This window comes from Streptomyces sp. NPDC043738, from assembly GCF_056436545.1.
Map to the genome: position 1 here is coordinate 228,706 of NZ_JBWKCJ010000003.1, position 17,020 is coordinate 245,725.

Here is a 17,020-nt window from a genome sequence, read left to right on the forward strand (position 1 = left end):
ACACGCCACAGCACTCGAACGTAGGCATGGCGAACGGCCACTTGCCCGGCGCATAGGCCAATTGGCGGCCCCCATGGCGGTTACGGACCTTGGGCCACGGGCAGAGTCGAGGGTATGGGCTGGACGCACGACTACCGTGACGTGGCACGCAACCGCCGCAGCAGTGCCGCTGCAGTGGGCACTCAGGACAGGGGCACACCGGATCTCGGGTCCGGCGCGTCCCCCGACCCGGCGCACCCGATGGGCATCCCGCGCATCCTGCGCCGCAGAGCGCGCTGGATGAGCGCGCGCCTGCGCCATCGCACCTGACTGGCCACGACCCGAGCCGACGAGGCGCGGGAAGCACCGCTCCCCGCGCCCTGAGCCCCTCCGGGCGGCTCGGACCGCTCAGATCGCGCAGCCCTGGCTGTCGACCTGCTGCTGAGCCGTACGCCCCCTGACGATGTCCTGACGGATCTCATCGGCGGTCAGCGCATAGCCGGTGTGCGAGTCGTCCAGCGACTTCGCGAAGACGACGCCGTAGACCTCGCCCCTGGGGGTGAGCAGCGGACCGCCGGAGTTGCCCTGCCGGACCGTGGCGTAGAGGGAGTAGACGTCGCGGCCGACCGTGCCCCGGTGGTAGATGTCCGGGCCGTTGGCCTGGATACGGGCGCGGATACGGGCGGAGCGGACGTCGTACCCGCCGTTCTCCGGGAAGCCGGCGACGATGGCGCTCTTGCCGCTGTCGGCGTCCTCGCCGGCGAACCGCAGCGCCGGAGCGTCCAGCGAGGGCACGTCCAGGACCGCGATGTCACGCCGCCAGTCGTAGAGCACGACCCTGGCGTTGTACTGACGGCCCTCACCGCCCACCTGGACGGTCGGCTCGCTCACGCCTCCGACGACATGGGCGTTGGTCATCACCCGGTGCCGCCCGAAGACGAACCCGCTGCCTTCGAGGACCTTGCCGCAGCCGGGAGCCGTGCCGACGACCTTGACGATGCTGCGCTTGGCCTGCGCCGCGACGGGACTCGCGGCCAGCTGCGGGTCGGGCGCCGGCACGTTGTTGATCGGTTCGTTGGAGAACGGCGTGAAGACCTGCGGGAAGCCGTTCTGGGCGAGCACCGAGGAGAAGTCCGCGAACCAGGTGTTGGCCTGCGACGGCAGCACCCGGGAGACCCCGAGCAGCACCTTGGAGTTGCGCACCTCCTTGCCGAGCGTCGGCAGGGACGTACCGGCCAGCGCGGAGCCGATCAGCCAGGCGACCAGCAGCATCGCCATCACGTTGACCAGCGCGCCGCCGGTCGCGTCGAGCGCTCTCGCCGGTGACCAGGTGATGTGCCGGCGCAGTTTGTTGCCCAGATGGGTGGTGAGCGCCTGACCCACGGATGCGCACACGATCACGATGGCGACCGCCGCGATGGCCGCGAAGGTGCCGGGTGTGGCATCACCGGTGATCTCGTTCCAGATCACCGGCAGCACATAGACCGCGATCAGGCCGCCTCCGAGGAAGCCGATGACGGACAGGATGCCGACGACGAAGCCTTGCCGGTACCCGACGATCGCGAACCACACGGCCGCGACCAGCAGCAGGATGTCCAGGACGTTCACGCCGGACACCGTCTCACGAGCGCCAGTCGAGCGGGACCTGCTTGTCACGGTCCCACGGAATCTCCCACCCGGCGTAGTGCAGAATCCGGTCGATCACTCCGGCCGTAAAGCCCCAGACCAGGGCGTTTTCGACAAGGAAAGCCGGTCCGATGTGGCCGCTGGGATGGCGCGTTGTCACACGATGGGCGGGATCCGTGAGATCCGCCACGGGAACCGTGAACACCCGGGCGGTCTCCGCCTGGTCGACCGCGCCGACCGGACTCGGCCGGCGCCACCACCCCAGGACCGGTGTCACCACGAAGCCGCTGACGGGGATGTAGAGCCGCGGCAGCACGCCGAAGACCTGTACGCCCGACGGATCGAGGCCGGTCTCCTCCTGGGCCTCACGAAGCGCCGCCCGCACCGGTCCGGGACCGTCGGGGTCGCCGTCCTCGGGGTCCAGCGCGCCACCGGGGAAGGACGGCTGGCCGGCATGGGAGCGCAGCGTGCCGGCGCGCTCCATCAGAAGCAGCTCGGGGCCGCGCGGGCCATGGCCGAAGAGGATCAGCACCGCGGACTGCCGGCCGCCGCTCTCCGGCGGCAGGAAGCGGCTGAGCTGGCGCGGCTCGATCGTGCCGGCCGCACGCACCACCGGGTCCAGCCACTCGGGCAGGCCGTCGGCCGTCACCGCGACCTCCTGGCCGGCCGCCGCACCGGCCGCTCCCCGGTACCCCGCCTCCTCGCCGTACTGCTGCTCCCGTGCACTCCTCATACGCGCCCCCTCAGGCCTGGCTTCGATGGTGGATCCCTACTCGGGCCTCGCCGGTGATGGCGCGCGGCCGCTGCCCGACGGCCGGCGCGGCCGCCGTCATGAGGCGGCCGCCGGGGCCGCCATCGGGGGCGCGGGCTGCCCCGGATAGTCGGCCGGTGGCCTGAGCCGCTGTCCCGGCTGGCCGCCCAGCTCGTACTTGAGCAGCTTCCTGGCCTTCTCCGGGTCCGTCTCGCCCTCGCCGTAGGCGGGGCACAGCGGGGCGATGGCGCAGGCTCCGCAGGCCGGCTTGCGGGAGTGGCAGACCCGGCGGCCGTGGAAGACGACGCGGTGCGAGAGCATCGTCCACTCGCTCTTGGGGAAGATCTCGGCGACGTCCGCCTCGACCTTGTCCGCGTCCTGGTGGGTCGTCCAGCCGAAGCGGCGCGCCAAGCGGCCGAAGTGGGTGTCGACGGTGATGCCCGGTACGCCGAAGGCGTTGCCCAGCACCACGTTGGCGGTCTTGCGGCCGACGCCGGGGAGCGTGACCAGATCCTCGAGGCGGCCGGGCACCTCGCCGCCGAAGCGGTCGCGCAGCGCCGCGGACAGGCCCAGCAGCGACCTCGTCTTGGCCCGGAAGAAGCCGGTCGGCCGGATCAGCTCCTCCAGCTCCTGGGGATCCATCGCCGCCATGTCCTCGGGAGTGGGGCAGACCGCGAAGAGGCGCGGGGTGGTCTGGTTGACCCTCAGGTCGGTGGTCTGCGCCGACAGCACCGTCGCGACCAGCAGCTCGAAGGGGTTGGTGAAGTCCAGCTCGGGGTGGGCGTACGGATACAGCTCGGCCAGCTCGCGGTTGATCCGGCGGGCCCGCCGCACCATGGCGGCCCGCGACTCCGGCTTGCGCGCGGCGGTCTTCTTGGCGGGGGCCTTCGCCGTGGTGGTCTTGGCGGCGGTCTTCTTGGCAGCGGCGGTCTTGGTGGTCGCCGTCTTGGTGGTCGCCGTCTTCGTCGCCGCCTTCTTGGTGGCTGCCTTCTTGGCCGCTGCCGCAGTGGCCGCCCGCTTCTTGGCCGGCGCCTGCTCGGAGGCCGCGGTGGCCTTCTTGGCCACGGCCTTCTTCGCGGCCGCCTTCTTCGTCACGGCCTTCTTCGCTGCGGCCTTCTTCGCCGCCGTCGGCTTCTCGGGGGTTTCGTTCACGGCCGCCTTCTTCCCTGCCGAGGTCGTGCCTACCGGGGTCTTCGTCGCGGAGATCTGGTCGGTTGTGTCCTGCTCAGCGGCGTCCCGCGCCGACGGTCGCGACGCGCCAGGCTCCTGGACGGTCGGCTTCCGCTCGGCCGTCATCCCGGAGGGCGATTTGTTACTTTTATCCGAATGGGACGCTTCGCCGGACGCCTGTTCGCCCACAGCGGAATCGCGCCCTGCACTCACTCGCCCAGCCCCCCAGTCCTCTGCTCTCACCGGCGTATTGGACACTCGGCCAGACTAAAGCCAGCCACTGACATCCGGCTTGATCACCGTGATTCGTGACCCCAATCGGCCCCCTGCCTTATGGCTGGGGGCACCGGTCCGGCAAACTTGTGATTGATCGCACTGTTTTGCATTCCGGCATGATGGGGACCACAGTCCCCCGGAGCATGTCGACAAGGAGAGATCTCGTGGACGACGTTCTGCGGCGCGCACCGCTCTTCGCGGCGCTCGATGACGAGCAGGCGGCCGAGCTGCGCGCCTCTATGGGAGAGGTCACGCTCGCCCGCGGCGACGCCCTGTTCCACGAAGGGGACCCCGGCGACCGCCTCTACGTGGTCACCGAGGGCAAGGTGAAGCTGCACCGCACCTCCCCCGACGGCCGGGAGAACATGCTCGCCGTCCTCGGCCCCGGCGAGCTGATCGGTGAGCTCTCGCTCTTCGACCCCGGCCCGCGTACGGCCACCGCCTCCGCCCTCACCGAGGTCAAGCTGCTCGGCCTGGGCCACGGCGACCTCCAGCCCTGGCTCAACGCCCGCCCCGAGGTGGCCACGGCCCTGCTGCGGGCGGTCGCCCGCCGGCTGCGCAAGACCAACGACCAGATGTCCGACCTGGTCTTCTCGGACGTTCCGGGCCGTGTGGCACGCGCTCTGCTCGACCTGTCGCGCCGCTTCGGCGTGCAGTCCGAGGAGGGCATCCACGTCGTCCACGACCTCACGCAGGAAGAGCTGGCCCAGCTGGTCGGCGCCTCCCGAGAGACGGTCAACAAGGCGCTCGCCGACTTCGCGGGCCGCGGCTGGCTGCGCCTGGAGGCGCGCGCCGTGATCCTGCTGGACGTCGAGCGGCTGGCCAAGCGCTCGCGCTGAGCGCCGCAGACCGCTGGCATCGAAGGGCCCCGCTCCGGCGGGGCCCTTCGCAATTGCCTCGCGCCCCCGCCCGCCCCCTCGCCATAGTTGCGCCATGGCCAACGGCACGGGACTGGATCGGAACGGCCGCTTCGTACGGGAAGGATCCCTGGACCGCGTGTCCGCGCGGTTCGCGCCCGTGGTGGCACAGCTCAGCGCCCGCCTCACCGACCACTTCGGCCCCGACCGCCTCCACAGCAGCTACCTCTTCGGCAGCATCCCGCGGGGCACCGCCGTACCGGGCGTCTCCGACCTCGATGCGCTGGTCGCCCTACGGGACGAGCCGACCGACGACGACCGCGCCGCCGCCCGCGCCATCGAGGAGGAGCTGGACGCCGCCCACCGGCAGATCGACGGCGCGGGCCTGCTGCTGTTCGGTGTGGACCGGCTGCTGAGCGAGCCGGAGCGGCACGACCTCGCGTGGTTCGTGGCGTGTCTGTGCACGCCCCTCAGCGGCCCGGACCTCGCCGCCCGGCTGCCCCGCTACCGTCCCACCTCGCTCCTCGCCCGCGAGACCAACGGCGACCTCTTCCGCAGCCTGCCCGGTCTGCGCGAGAAGGCCGCGGCGGCAACCACGGAGGCCGAACGCACCCGGCTGACCCGGGGCGTGGCCCGCCGGCTCGTACGCACCGGGTTCACGCTGGTCATGCCGCGCTGGGGCGGCTGGACCAGCGATCTCGCCCAGTCCGCCGAGGTGTTCGGCCGCTACTACCCGGCGCACGCCGAGCAGATGCGCGCCGCGGCCCGCGCCGCCCGCACCCCCGCCGCGTACCCGAAACTGCTGGACGAGCTGCTGGCCGGCCTCGCGCCCTGGCTGGCCGACGAATACCTCGCCGTCCACGGGGCGAAGGCTCCCCGCCCGTAGAGCGGCTGACGGAGCCTCGCAGCGGGCGCCGTGGCCGGCTGCCGGCCACGGCCCAGGGCGCTCAGCCCTCGATCAGCCCGTGCTCGCCCAGGTAGTCCAGCTGCGCCCGTACCGACAGCTCGGCGGCCGGCCACAGGGACCGGTCGACGTCGGCGTAGACGTTGGCGACGACCTCGGCGGGGGTGCGGTGCCCGGCCTCGACCGCGGTCTCCACCTGGGCGAGCCGGTGGGCGCGGTGCGCCAGATAGAACTCCACCGCCCCCTGGGCGTCGTTCAGGACCGGCCCGTGGCCCGGCAGGACAGTCGAGACGCCGTCGTCCACCGTGAGGGAGCGCAGCCGGCGCAGCGAGTCCAGATAATCGCCCAGGCGCCCGTCCGGGTGCGCGACCACGGTGGTGCCGCGCCCCAGGATCGTGTCGCCGGTGAGCACCGCGCGGTCGGCCGGGAGGTGGAAGGAGAGCGAGTCGGCGGTGTGCCCCGGTGTGGGCACCACGCGCAGTTCGAGCCCACCGGTGGTGATGACGTCGCCGGCCGCCAGCCCCTCGCCGCCGAGGCGCAGCGCCGGGTCCAGCGCCCGTACGGCCGAACGGGTCAGCTCGGCGAACCGGGCGGCCCCGTCGGCGTGGTCCGGGTGACCATGGGTCAGCAGGGTCAGCGCGATGCGCTTGCCGGCTCGCTCGGCGGTGTCGACGACGGCCTGGAGGTGGCCCTCGTCGAGGGGCCCCGGGTCGATGACGACGGCGAGGTCGGAGTCCGGCTCGGCGACGATCCAGGTGTTGGTGCCGTCCAGCGTCATCGCCGACGGATTCGGGGCCAGTACGCAGTGGGCGCGCGCGGTGGCCGCCCCGGAGATCACTCCGCCACGTGGCTGCCCCGGGAGGGCGGCTGCTTCGGTCACGTCGGGTTCCCTCCCTTGGGGCCGGGGGCTCCTGAGGATCCGTCGGAACCGCCGGCTCCGGCGGCGCCATCGGCGTCCGTCGGCGCGATGTGCTTGGTGAATTCGTCGTGCCCCGGCCAGCTCAGCTCGATCTCGCCGCCCACCAGGCGCGCGCGGGCCAGGACCGGCGTCAGGTCCTGGGCCTCCGCGGCGGCCAGCACGTCCGCGGCGGTGGCGTACGGCTGGAGAGCGCGCAGCGTCGCGATCGTCGGCGGCATCATCAGCAGCTCGCCCCGGTCGTAGCCGGCCGCCGCCTCCTCGGGCCGGACCCACAGTGCGAGATCCGCCTCTGTGGACGCGCTGGGGGTCCCCCCTGGAGCGACGGCGGAACCGGTCGCACCAGGCTGGGACGCGGGGATATCGGAAGGTCCTTGGGTGAGGGTGCGCTGGCCCTCGGGCAGCGCTGCGACGAAGAACCAGGTGTCGTAGCGCCGCGGCTCGAACTCCGGGGTGATCCAGCGTGCCCACGCGCCCAGCAGGTCGGAGCGCAGGACCAGGCCGCGGCGCCCCAGGAAGTCGGCGAAGGACAGCTCATGGGCGATCAGGGCCGCGCGGTCCGCCTCCCAGTCCTCGCCCGTGGTGTCCTCGACGACCGTGTCGGCCGAGGCGCCGGCGAGCAGCACCCCCACCTCCTCGAAGGTCTCGCGCACCGCCGCGCAGACGATGGCCTGCGCGGTGGCCGGGTCGACGCCCATCCGGACGGCCCACTGGGCACGCGAGGGACCGGCCCAGGCCACCGGGCGCTCGTCACGGGGGTCGACGGAGCCGCCCGGATAGGCGTACGCGCCTCCGGCGAAGGCCATGGAGGCGCGTCTGCGCAGCATGTGGACGGTGGGGCCACCGGATCCCGAGTCCCGCAGCAGCAGGACGGTCGCGGCCCGCCGCGGCTCGGCAGGGGTCAGCTCGCCGCTCGTGAGCGCCCGGATGCGGTCGGGCCACTCCGGCGGGTACCACTGGCCATTGGTCGTGGACGACATGGCCGGATGCTATGCGCTCGCGCGCGGATGTTCGAGGGCCACTTTCGCGCCGGGCGCGCTCCGCCGGGACGGGCGCCGCCCCCACCTCCGGGAGCGGGGGAAGCACCGACCACGAACCCGCGAGGCCGCCGACCACGAACCCGCTAGCCCGCTGGCCCCGCGCACGCGAGGCCGCGGGGCCCGCCCCGCGACCTCGACCACTCCGCGGTCCCGACTACTGCGCGACCTCGACCTGGATCTCGACCTCGACCGGCGCGTCGAGCGGCAGCACCGCCACGCCCACGGCGGACCGGGCGTGGACGCCCTTGTCGCCGAGGATCTCGCCCAGCAGCTCGCTGGCGCCGTTGAGCACGCCCGGCTGGCCGGTGAAGTCCGGCGCGGAGGCCACGAAACCGACGACCTTGACGACCCGCTGGATCTTGTCGAGGTCGCCGATGACGGACTTCACGGCGGCCAGCGCGTTGAGCGCGCAGGTCGCGGCGAGCTCCTTGGCCTGCTCCGCGCTCACCTCGGCGCCGACCTTGCCGGTGGCCGGCAGCGCGCCGTCCACCATCGGCAGCTGGCCGGAGGTGAAGACGTACGAGCCGGAGCGCACCGCGGGCTGGTACGTGGCCAGCGGCGGCACGACCTGCGGCAGCTTCAGGCCGAGCGCTGCGATCTTGTCCTCGGCCGCACTCACGCCTGCTTCTCCCGCTTCAGGTAGGCCACCAACTGCTCAGGGTTGTTCGGGCCCGGCACGACCTGGACCAGCTCCCAGCCGTCCTCGCCCCAGGTGTCCAGAATCTGCTTCGTCGCGTGCACGAGCAGCGGCACGGTCGCGTATTCCCACTTGGTCATGGGCCGAGCGTAATGCCTGTCCAGGGCCGCGGTGGACGCCGTCCGCCACGGCCCGCCCGCGCCCGCCCGACACGGCCGCCGAGCCGGTGCCCGCCCGACCCCTACGGAACATCCCTGAACCGTCCCGGAGGGATCGTGGGCAAGATCTCCGGGACCTCCCAGGCGTATCCCGTGCGTACTCCCGACGCGGACTGGTTAGGCTCCTTGGCGTGAGCAGGCTCCATGTCGTCAGCGGCAAGGGCGGCACCGGCAAGACCACGGTCGCCGCTGCCCTCGCCCTCGCCCTGGCCACCGAGGGGCGCCGTACCCTCCTGGTCGAGGTCGAGGGCCGGCAGGGCATTGCCCAGCTGTTCGAGACCGAGGCGCTTCCGTACGAGGAGCGCAAGATCGCCGTAGGCCCGGCATCCGAGAGCGCCCCGCGGTGGGGGTCCCCCCGGGCGGAGCCGGGGGCGGACGCCGTCAGGGGCGGTGGCGGACGACGGGCCGGCGAGGTCCACGCCCTGGCCATCGACGCCGAACGCGCCCTGCTGGACTACCTCCAGATGTTCTACAAGCTCGGCGGCGCGGGCCGGGCGCTGAAGAAGCTCGGCGCGATCGACTTCGCCACGACCATCGCCCCCGGCCTGCGGGACGTCCTGCTGACCGGCAAGGCCTGCGAAGCGGTGCGCCGCAAGGACAAGAACGGCAGGTTCGTCTACGACGCGGTCGTGATGGACGCCCCGCCGACCGGCCGCATCACCCGGTTCCTGAACGTCAACGACGAGGTCGCCGGCCTTGCGAAGATCGGCCCGATCCACAATCAGGCGCAGGCCGTGATGCGGGTCCTCAAGTCGCCCGAGACCGCGGTGCATCTGGTCACGCTCCTGGAGGAGATGCCGGTCCAGGAGACCGCGGACGGTGTCGCGGAGCTGCGCGCCGCGGGCATCCCCGTCGGCGGCATCGTCATCAACATGACCCGCCCGGCCCTGCTGGACAACGGCGACCTCGACCTCATCGCCGCCCGCGGGGCCCGTACGGGCGTCGCCAAGGCGCTCTCCCAGGCGGGCCTGGGCGGTGCCCGCCGCGGCGGGCTGGCGGACCGGCTGATCGACCCCCTGCTGGAACAGGCGCGGGAACACGCCGAGCGCGTCGAGCTGGAGCGCGCCGAGCACGCCGAACTGACCGCGATCGGCCTGCCCACCTACGAGTTGGAGCTGCTCCCCGAGGGAGTGGACCTCGCCGGGCTCTACCAACTGGCGAGAGACCTGCGGAAACAGGGGCCCATATGACCTCGGACGACACGACGCTGGACGCCTCGGCCCCGGGCCTGGAGGTCGACGCCCTGATCGACGACCCGCGCACCCGCATCGTGGTGTGCTGCGGTTCGGGCGGCGTCGGCAAGACCACCACCGCCGCGGCGCTGGGCGTACGCGCCGCCGAGCGCGGCCGCAAGGTCGTCGTGCTGACCATCGACCCGGCGAGGCGGCTGGCGCAGTCGATGGGCATCTCCGAGCTCGACAACGTCCCGCGCCGGGTCAAGGGCGTCGACGAGACCGCGGGCGGCGAACTGCACGCGATGATGCTCGACATGAAGCGCACCTTCGACGAGATCGTCGAAGGCCATGCCGACGCCGACCGGGCCCGCGCCATCCTGGAGAACCCCTTCTACCAGTCCCTGTCGGCCGGTTTCGCGGGCACGCAGGAGTACATGGCCATGGAGAAGCTCGGCCAGCTCCGCGCGAGCGACGAGTGGGACCTGATCGTCGTCGACACGCCACCGAGCCGGTCCGCCCTGGACTTCCTGGACGCGCCCAAGCGCCTCGGCTCCTTCCTGGACGGCAAGTTCATCCGGGTGCTGATGGCGCCGGCGAAGGTCGGCGGCCGGGCCGGCATGAAGTTCCTCAATGTCGGCATGTCGATGATGACCGGCACGCTCAGCAAGCTCATGGGCGGTCAACTGCTGCGCGACGTGCAGACGTTCGTGGCCGCCATGGACACCATGTTCGGCGGCTTCCGCACCCGCGCGGACGCCACGTACCGCCTCCTGCAGGCGCCCGGTACGGCGTTCCTCGTGGTGGCCGCGCCGGAGCGGGACGCGCTCCGCGAGGCGGCGTACTTCGTCGAGCGGCTGGCCGCCGAGCAGATGCCGCTGGCCGGCCTGGTGCTGAACCGGGTACACGGCAGCAACGCCGCCCAACTGAGCGCCGAGCGCGCGCTTGCCGCCGCGGAGGCCCTGACGGACGCGGCCGCGGAGGACGACACCGAAGCGGACCACGCAGAAAATAATCTTGAAGCAACCGGCATTGTGGATCTCGACGACGGGAAGGCTGGATCACGTACCGCCGGCGGCCTCTCCCCCGCTGCCGCGGCGGAGCATGTGGCACCCACTTCGGCCTCGGCGGCGCAACTGGCCGCCGGGCTGCTGCGACTGCACGCGGAACGCATGCAGGTTCTCGCGCGCGAACGGCGCACGCGGGACCGCTTCACCGCGCTGCACCCCGAGGTCCCGGTGACGGAGGTCGCCGCGCTGCCCGGCGACGTCCACGACCTCGCAGGCCTGCGCGCGATCGGCGACCGCCTGGCGCTCAACGGCGCACAGAGCGGTACGGATACGGACTCCGACCTCTGAGCCGTACCAGCCATGCGGCCCCTACGGGCGGCATTCACCCCGCCCGTATGCACGCAGCACCACCCGCACACGCAACCCGTACGAGCGCACACCACTGTCGAGCACACCACTGCCCTGCGCATCGCTTTCGTGCGCATCACGTGCGGACGCACCAAGGCGCTCGACGCGTACACCGGCGGCACCCGACCTCCGGGCGCACCCAGATCACTTGACGGTGCGCGCCCGTGACACCGAGCGTGCCACCGACCGAGCCGACGCTCATCCGGCCGACCGGCCGGCCGCTATCCGACCGCGGCGTACTCGTCGAAGGTCTCGTCCTCGCAGTCCACCGGCAGAATGCCCGTGCTGCGCTCGTATTCCGTACGTGCTGTCTCCAGCAGGCGACGCCATGACGTCACGGTCGGGCGGCGGCGCAGCAGCGCCCTCCGCTCGCGCTCGGTCATCCCGCCCCACACGCCGAACTCCACCCGGTTGTCCAGGGCATCGGCCAGGCATTCCGTGCGTACCGGACATCCGGTGCACACCGCCTTGGCGCGGTTCTGTGCCGCCCCTTGAACGAACAATTCATCCGGATCGGTAGTGCGGCAAGCTGCCTGCGTACTCCAGTCGGTTACCCAGCCCATGCTGGCGCCGTCCTCTCCCGAATCGAGGCTCCCCCACGGCGGCAATCGGCATATTCACCGTTGCCAGTTGAGGACGTTACGGAAGGCAGACAGGGTGCAACACCCCCTTCGGGCCCAATCTTGAATGGCCCGAACGGACTATGCGTACGCGGCAGATCACCCAACGGAGTGACCGAACGGCATACGTAACTTTGCTCACAAGGCGGGACAGTCCGTCGCCCTGACGCCGGATTTCTGGCGACTCATGGGGACACGTGGGGTGTGGTCCGCGGGAGAGTAGGGGTTGACGAACCGAGGCGTAACCATTCCGCTGCGGCAGCTGAGGACAGGCTAAACGAACAGGTGCGCCCCTGTCCGGCGATTCAGAACGTAGGCTGCCCCCATGCCTAAGAAGCGCGATGGCGGAGGACTGTCCAAGACGCAGCAAGCCGCCAAGTTCCTCGGTGTCAGCGTCCTGGCCGGAGCGGTGCTCGCCGGTCTCGCGCTTCCGGCGGCCGGAGCGCTGGGCCTCACGGCCAAGGGGTCCGTCGAGGGCTTCGACGACATCCCGGCGAACCTCAAGACGCCGCCGCTCAGCCAGCGGACCACCATTCTGGACGCCAAGGGCGGCGAGATCGCCAAGGTCTACTCCCGTGACCGCACGGTCGTGGACCTCAAGGACATGTCGCCGTACATCCGGCAGGCGATCGTCGCGATCGAGGACGCGCGCTTCTATCACCACGGCGCCATCGACATGAAGGGCATCCTGCGCGCGGTCAACAAGAACGCCCAGTCGGGCGGTGTCTCCCAGGGCGCCTCGACGCTGACCCAGCAGTACGTGAAGAACGTCTTCATCGAGGAGGCGGGGAACGACGCGGACAAGGTCGCGCAGGCCACCCAGCAGACGATCGGCCGCAAGATCAAGGAACTCAAGTACGCGATCCAGGTCGAGAAGGAACTCGGCAAGCGCAAGATCCTGCAGAACTACCTCAACATCACCTTCTTCGGCCAGCAGGCGTACGGCGTCGAGGCGGCCGCCCAGCGGTACTTCAGCAAGCACGCCAAGGACCTGAGCCTGGAGGAGTCGGCGCTGCTGGCCGGCATCGTCCAGTCGCCGAGCCGCTACGACCCGGTCACCGCCCCGCAGGAGGCCGCCCGGCGGCGCAACACCGTTCTGCAGCGGATGGCCGACCTCAAGAACATCACCCAGGCACAGGCCGACGCGGCCGCCAAGAAGCCGATCAAGCTCGCGGTCAGCCGCCCGAAGAACGGCTGCATCACCGCCACGGACGGCGCCGGGTTCTTCTGCGACTACATCCGCAAGGTCTTCCTCACCGACAAGGCCTTCGGCAAGACCCGCAAGGACCGGCTGAAGCGCTGGGACAGGGGCGGACTGACCATCCGCACCACCCTCGATCCGCAGACCCAGAAGGCGATCCAGGCGTCGATCGGCGACCACGTCTACGAGGACGACCCGGTCGCCACCGCCGCCACCATCGTCGAACCGGGGACCGGCAAGATCCTCGGCATGGGCCAGTCGCGCCCGTACGGCTTCGGTGAGAACCAGACCGTGCTCAACCTCTCGGTGGACGACGCCATGGGCGGCGGCGCCGGCTACCAGCCCGGCTCGACCTTCAAGCCGGTGATCGCGGCGGCCGCACTGGAGCAGGGGACCAGCCCCGAGCAGGAGTACTCCTCGCCCTACCGGATGCCGTATCCGAGCCCGGTGCAGACCTGCGAGGGCCAGTGGCAGGGCAGCCCCGCCGACACCACCCAGAACGAGAACAAGCGCGAGGTCGGCCCGTACGGCATGAAGGAGGCGACCGCGAAGTCGGTCAACACCTACTTCGTGCAGCTGATCAGCGATATGGGCATCTGCCCGGCGGTCAAGATGGCCCAGAAGATGGGCATCGAGCGGGCGGACGGCAAGCCGCTGCAGCAGGTGCCGTCGATGACGCTCGGCGTCCAGGAGATGTCGCCGCTGACGATGGCCTCCGGCTACGCCGCCTTCGCCAACGGCGGGGAGTACTGCTCCCCGGTCGCCATCGAATCGATCACCGACGCGCGGGGCCGGGCGCTGGAGGTCCCGCGGACCAGCTGCCGCAGCGCGATGTCCAAGCGGACCGCGGACACGATCAACACCCTCCTCAAGGGCGTCGTCGAGGACGGCACCGGCAAGGAGGCCGGCCTCAAGGGCCGCGACAGCGCCGGCAAGACCGGCACCAGCGACAGCCGGTACGCCGCATGGTTCGTCGGCTACACCCCGAACGCGGCGGGCGCCGTCTGGGTCGGCGACCCGCAGCACAAGCGCAAGATGTACGACATCACCATCGGCGGTGTCCCGCACGAGAAGGTCTACGGCGCCGACACCCCCGGCCCCATCTGGCGCGACGCGATGACCGGCGCCCTGGCCGGCCGGCCCGCGCCGGCCCTGCCCACCGTCCCGATCGGCAACCCCGACCGGGACAAGGACCGGGGCGACGACAAGGGCCGCGGCAAGCACAAGCCCCGCCCGGGCCACGGCGGCGACGACAAGCCGGGCGGTGGCTGGGACCTTCCCGACTGGCCCGACATCCTGGGCGGCGGCAACGGCGGCTGGTAGGTGTCCGGTTGGCGGCGGACGAGTCGGCAGGGGACCGGCGACTGGCCGGCGCGTCGGCGGCAACCCCCGCGGGGACTTGCCCGCAGCGCCGCGGGTGCCCACCGTGGAGCCGGACGGCGAGCGCGATGAGGGGGCGCCCCAACAACGGGGCGCCCCCTCACCCTTCCTCAGGATTCCCGCCGGCCCGCCCCGTCCTCAGGACGTCCTTCGGTCCTCCCTCAAGGACTTCCCTCGGCCGCTCAGCCGGCCAGCAGCTTCTTCACCACCGCGGCCACCCGGCCGCCCTCCGCACGACCCGCCACCTGCGGGTTGACGATCTTCATGACGGCGCCCATCGCCTTCGGGCCCTCGGCGCCGGCCCCCTTGGCCTCCGCCACCGCCGCCGCGACCAGCTGCTCCAGCTCGTCCTCGGTCAGCTGCTTGGGCAGATACTCCGCGAGCACCTCGCCCTCGGCGCGCTCCCGCTCGGCCGACTCGCTCCGGCCGCCCTTGTCGAAGGCGTCCGCGGCCTCCCGGCGCTTCTTCGCCTCCCGCGCGATGATCTTCTCGACCTCGCTGTCGGACAGCTCGCGTGCCTCCGTGCCCGCGACCTCTTCCTTCTGGATCGCGGTCAGCGTGAGGCGGAGGGTGGAGGAGCGCAGCTCGTCGCGCGCCTTGATCGCGGTGGTGAGGTCGTCCTGCAGCTTGGTCTTGAGCGTGGTCATGCCGTCGAGTATGCCCCCACCCACCGACAACCGCCGCGCCTTTTCCTCCCGGCCGCCCCGGCCCTGCCCGCCCTGTCCGCACCCACCCCCGCCACTCTGCAACCATGGGGTCATGCGCGCGCGATACGGAGTACCCCTGACCCTGACCGCAGTCGGCGCGGCCGGCCTGGCCTATGCCGCCGGCTTCGAAGCCCGCTCCTTCCGGTTGCGACGCGTGACCGTGCCCGTACTCCCCCGCGGCATGCGCCCGTTGCGCGTCCTTCAGGTCTCCGACATCCACATGGTCAGCGGGCAGCGCAAGAAGCAGCGCTGGCTCCAGTCGCTCGCCGGGCTGCGCCCCGACTTCGTCATCAACACGGGTGACAACCTCTCCGACCCCGAGGGCGTCCCGGAGACGCTGGACGCGCTCGGCCCGCTGATGGAGTTCCCCGGCGCGTATGTCTTCGGCTCCAACGACTACTACGGCCCCAGGCTGCGCAACCCTGCCCGCTATCTGCTCGAGCGGGTCCAGGGCCGGCACGGCCTCAACGGGAACGCCCCCGTCGTGGGCGCCGTCCACAACCCCTGGGAAGAGCTGCGCGACGCCTTCGACACGGCCGGCTGGGTCAACCTGTCCAACACCCGCGGCCGCCTCAAGCTGGAGGGCTTCGAGATCGCCCTGACCGGCCTGGACGACCCGCACATCAAGCGCGACCGCTACGCCGAGGTGGCCGGCGGCCCGGAATCCGGCGCCGACCTCTCGCTGGCCGTCGTACACGCCCCCTACCTGCGCTGCCTGGACGCCTTCGCCGCCGACGGCTATCCGCTGATCCTGGCCGGCCACACCCACGGCGGCCAGATCTGCATCCCGTTCTACGGCGCCCTGGTCACCAACTGCGACATCGACACCGACCGCGTCAAGGGCCTGTCCACCCACACCGCCGACGGCCGCACCTCCTTCCTCCACGTATCCGCCGGCTGCGGCGCCAACCGCTACACCCCGGTCCGCTTCGCCTGCCCCCCGGAGGCGACGCTGCTGACGCTCACGGCGCGGGCGTAGGAAGACCACCCGGGCGTACGGGCCCGGGGGGCGGCGAGCACCGAGGGCTGCGGGCTCCGGGCTCCGGGCTCCGGGCTCCGGGCTCCGGGCTCCGGGCTGCGACGGTGCCGGGCACACGGTCCGGGGCGCGATGGGCACCGACGCCTCCGCGGCGGCGCGGGGCGCGAGGGGCACCATCGCCCCCGCGGCCCAGTGCCTTCGTAGGCCGCGCGGTACCTCCATGGCCCGCTTGCGCCACGGCCCGCCGTCCTCCGCGGCCCGGTGCTCTTCCGACACGGGGTTCCCCCACCCGTCCCCGATCCTCCGTCCCCCTACCGTGGAGGAATGTCCGACCCCACCCGGACCTCGCAGTCCACGCGCCACGCCACCGGACCGGCCGGCGCCGCCGCCCGCACCCCCGCCGCGGCCGTCGCCCCCGCCCTCCGACGCCCCCTCGCGGGCGCCTTCCGCCTCCTCATCGCCGCGGCCGCCCTGGCCGGCCTCCTCCTGGAGGCCCTCGCCATCCCCGCCCCGGCCCGCCTCGCCGCCTCCTTCACCGCGCAGGCCGCCCTCGCCACCGCGCTGGTCTCCGTCTGCACCGCCCACCGCGCCTGGACCGGCCGCCGCCCCGTAACCCCCCGCCTCACGGGCGCCCTCCTCACCTACGTCTCCCTCGCGACCCTCCTCCACCACCTTCCGACCGGCGCCCCCGCCCCCTTCGCGCTCCCCGAAACCGCCGCCCCCACCACGGCCCAAGCGATCTCCCACCTCCTCCTCTTCACGCTCACCCCGCTCGCCACCGCCGCCGACTGGCTCCTGCTGACCACCCCGCGCGGATTCCGTCTCCCCTTCGCCTGGCAGTGGCCGGCCTACCCCCTGCTCTACCTCGGCTTCGCCCTCCCCCTCCCGGCCCCCGCGGGCACCGCCCCCTCCCGCACCCTGGCCCCCACCCTCACCATCGCCGCGGCGAGCTGCCTCCTCCCCCTGGCCGCCATCGCGATCGACCAGGTCAGGCCGACTCCGCGGCTCCACAAGAACCGGATTTCGCCTACGGGGCTCAGTCCGCTAAAGTAGAGCTCGTTGCTTCGGGGTGTAGCGCAGCTTGGCAGCGCGCTTCGTTCGGGACGAAGAGGTCGTGGGTTCAAATCCCGCCACCCCGACTGAAGGAACACAGGAGAGGCACCTACTGA

17 protein-coding genes and 1 tRNA gene are annotated in these 17,020 nt (G+C 71.9%); 9 read left to right on the top strand and 9 right to left on the bottom strand.

Annotation, left to right across the window (positions count from 1 at the left end):
• Nucleotides 1-114 precede the first annotated feature (114 nt).
• On the top strand, nt 115-309 hold the full coding sequence (locus tag AC0680_RS06455; RefSeq protein ID WP_384427869.1) for a hypothetical protein: 195 nt from the start codon (nt 115-117) through the stop codon (nt 307-309).
• 78 nt (nt 310-387) lie between these two features.
• On the opposite strand, the gene AC0680_RS06460 is transcribed toward AC0680_RS06455, so the two are convergent.
• The 3 genes from AC0680_RS06460 to nth form a co-directional block, all read right to left on the bottom strand.
• Nucleotides 388-1,587 carry a MarP family serine protease gene (locus tag AC0680_RS06460; RefSeq protein ID WP_384427867.1) on the bottom strand — a complete coding sequence of 400 codons (1,200 nt, stop codon included), beginning with the start codon at nt 1,585-1,587 and terminating at the stop codon, nt 388-390.
• Nucleotides 1,588-1,600: 13 nt separating this feature from the next.
• A complete protein-coding gene (locus AC0680_RS06465) occupies nt 1,601-2,338 on the bottom strand; it encodes an NUDIX hydrolase (RefSeq protein WP_478625477.1) in 738 nt (245 codons plus the stop codon).
• A 96-nt stretch (nt 2,339-2,434) separates the two neighbouring features.
• Nucleotides 2,435-3,508, bottom strand: coding sequence for an endonuclease III (nth, locus tag AC0680_RS06470; RefSeq protein WP_478625479.1), 1,074 nt, complete (start codon nt 3,506-3,508; stop codon nt 2,435-2,437).
• Between the two features lie 458 nt (nt 3,509-3,966).
• Between nth and AC0680_RS06475 the strand changes: the two genes are divergently transcribed.
• Entirely contained in the window at nt 3,967-4,641 is a 675-nt protein-coding gene (locus AC0680_RS06475) for a Crp/Fnr family transcriptional regulator (protein WP_006604164.1), read from the top strand.
• Nucleotides 4,642-4,735: 94 nt separating this feature from the next.
• Nucleotides 4,736-5,545, top strand: coding sequence for a nucleotidyltransferase domain-containing protein (locus tag AC0680_RS06480; RefSeq protein WP_478625481.1), 810 nt, complete (start codon nt 4,736-4,738; stop codon nt 5,543-5,545).
• 61 nt (nt 5,546-5,606) lie between these two features.
• Here the strand turns inward: AC0680_RS06480 and AC0680_RS06485 are convergent, their stop codons facing one another.
• The 4 genes from AC0680_RS06485 to AC0680_RS06500 form a co-directional block, all read right to left on the bottom strand.
• On the bottom strand, nt 5,607-6,443 hold the full coding sequence (locus AC0680_RS06485) for an MBL fold metallo-hydrolase (protein ID WP_478625483.1): 837 nt from the start codon (nt 6,441-6,443) through the stop codon (nt 5,607-5,609).
• On the bottom strand, nt 6,440-7,459 hold the full coding sequence (locus AC0680_RS06490) for an NUDIX hydrolase (RefSeq protein WP_478625485.1): 1,020 nt from the start codon (nt 7,457-7,459) through the stop codon (nt 6,440-6,442). Before AC0680_RS06490 ends, AC0680_RS06485 begins: the two co-directional genes overlap by 4 nt.
• A gap of 214 nt (nt 7,460-7,673) precedes the next feature.
• On the bottom strand, nt 7,674-8,138 hold the full coding sequence (locus AC0680_RS06495; protein ID WP_384427855.1) for a RidA family protein: 465 nt from the start codon (nt 8,136-8,138) through the stop codon (nt 7,674-7,676).
• The gene (locus tag AC0680_RS06500) at nt 8,135-8,296 is read right to left on the bottom strand and encodes a Sp36 family protein (protein ID WP_003975360.1); all 162 of its coding nucleotides are present in this window, start codon (nt 8,294-8,296) and stop codon (nt 8,135-8,137) included. The genes AC0680_RS06495 and AC0680_RS06500 overlap by 4 nt, the downstream gene beginning before the upstream one ends.
• Nucleotides 8,297-8,505: 209 nt before the next feature.
• On the opposite strand from AC0680_RS06500, the gene bagA reads away from it, so the two are divergent.
• Both bagA and bagB read left to right on the top strand, forming a co-directional pair.
• Complete coding sequence (gene bagA / locus AC0680_RS06505; protein WP_478625487.1) at nt 8,506-9,564, top strand: ATPase BagA; 1,059 nt, start codon at nt 8,506-8,508, stop codon at nt 9,562-9,564.
• A complete protein-coding gene (gene bagB, locus AC0680_RS06510) occupies nt 9,561-10,904 on the top strand; it encodes an ATPase BagB (protein ID WP_478625489.1) in 1,344 nt (447 codons plus the stop codon). The genes bagA and bagB overlap by 4 nt, the downstream gene beginning before the upstream one ends.
• 281 nt (nt 10,905-11,185) lie before the next feature.
• Here the strand turns inward: bagB and AC0680_RS06515 are convergent, their stop codons facing one another.
• A complete protein-coding gene (locus AC0680_RS06515; protein ID WP_384427848.1) occupies nt 11,186-11,527 on the bottom strand; it encodes a WhiB family transcriptional regulator in 342 nt (113 codons plus the stop codon).
• Nucleotides 11,528-11,909: 382 nt separating this feature from the next.
• On the opposite strand from AC0680_RS06515, the gene AC0680_RS06520 reads away from it, so the two are divergent.
• A complete protein-coding gene (locus AC0680_RS06520; protein ID WP_478625492.1) occupies nt 11,910-14,108 on the top strand; it encodes a transglycosylase domain-containing protein in 2,199 nt (732 codons plus the stop codon).
• Between the two features lie 239 nt (nt 14,109-14,347).
• On the opposite strand, the gene AC0680_RS06525 is transcribed toward AC0680_RS06520, so the two are convergent.
• Nucleotides 14,348-14,812 (bottom strand): GatB/YqeY domain-containing protein, encoded by a 465-nt coding sequence (locus tag AC0680_RS06525; RefSeq protein WP_478625494.1) that lies wholly within the window; start codon nt 14,810-14,812, stop codon nt 14,348-14,350.
• 112 nt (nt 14,813-14,924) lie between these two features.
• On the opposite strand from AC0680_RS06525, the gene AC0680_RS06530 reads away from it, so the two are divergent.
• The 3 genes from AC0680_RS06530 to AC0680_RS06540 all read left to right on the top strand — a co-directional run bounded on the left by AC0680_RS06530 (nt 14,925) and on the right by AC0680_RS06540 (nt 16,990).
• Entirely contained in the window at nt 14,925-15,851 is a 927-nt protein-coding gene (locus tag AC0680_RS06530) for a metallophosphoesterase (protein ID WP_478625496.1), read from the top strand.
• Nucleotides 15,852-16,175: 324 nt separating this feature from the next.
• Complete coding sequence (locus tag AC0680_RS06535; RefSeq protein WP_478625498.1) at nt 16,176-16,904, top strand: Pr6Pr family membrane protein; 729 nt, start codon at nt 16,176-16,178, stop codon at nt 16,902-16,904.
• 12 nt (nt 16,905-16,916) lie between these two features.
• Nucleotides 16,917-16,990: transfer RNA gene (locus tag AC0680_RS06540), tRNA-Pro, on the top strand.
• Nucleotides 16,991-17,020 lie beyond the last annotated feature (30 nt).

Bases quoted from the DNA above. Each gene is read 5' to 3' on its own strand.
- AC0680_RS06515 (WP_384427848.1), bottom strand. From the start codon at position 11,527: ATGGGCTGGGTAACCGACTGGAGTACGCAGGCAGCTTGCCGCACTACC.
- AC0680_RS06525 (WP_478625494.1), bottom strand. From the start codon at position 14,812: ATGACCACGCTCAAGACCAAGCTGCAGGACGACCTCACCACCGCGATC.
- AC0680_RS06500 (WP_003975360.1), bottom strand. From the start codon at position 8,296: ATGACCAAGTGGGAATACGCGACCGTGCCGCTGCTCGTGCACGCGACG.
- AC0680_RS06480 (WP_478625481.1), top strand. From the start codon at position 4,736: ATGGCCAACGGCACGGGACTGGATCGGAACGGCCGCTTCGTACGGGAA.
- AC0680_RS06490 (WP_478625485.1), bottom strand. From the start codon at position 7,459: ATGTCGTCCACGACCAATGGCCAGTGGTACCCGCCGGAGTGGCCCGAC.
- AC0680_RS06535 (WP_478625498.1), top strand. From the start codon at position 16,176: ATGTCCGACCCCACCCGGACCTCGCAGTCCACGCGCCACGCCACCGGA.
- AC0680_RS06530 (WP_478625496.1), top strand. From the start codon at position 14,925: ATGCGCGCGCGATACGGAGTACCCCTGACCCTGACCGCAGTCGGCGCG.
- bagB (WP_478625489.1), top strand. From the start codon at position 9,561: ATGACCTCGGACGACACGACGCTGGACGCCTCGGCCCCGGGCCTGGAG.
- AC0680_RS06455 (WP_384427869.1), top strand. From the start codon at position 115: ATGGGCTGGACGCACGACTACCGTGACGTGGCACGCAACCGCCGCAGC.
- AC0680_RS06465 (WP_478625477.1), bottom strand. From the start codon at position 2,338: ATGAGGAGTGCACGGGAGCAGCAGTACGGCGAGGAGGCGGGGTACCGG.
- AC0680_RS06520 (WP_478625492.1), top strand. From the start codon at position 11,910: ATGCCTAAGAAGCGCGATGGCGGAGGACTGTCCAAGACGCAGCAAGCC.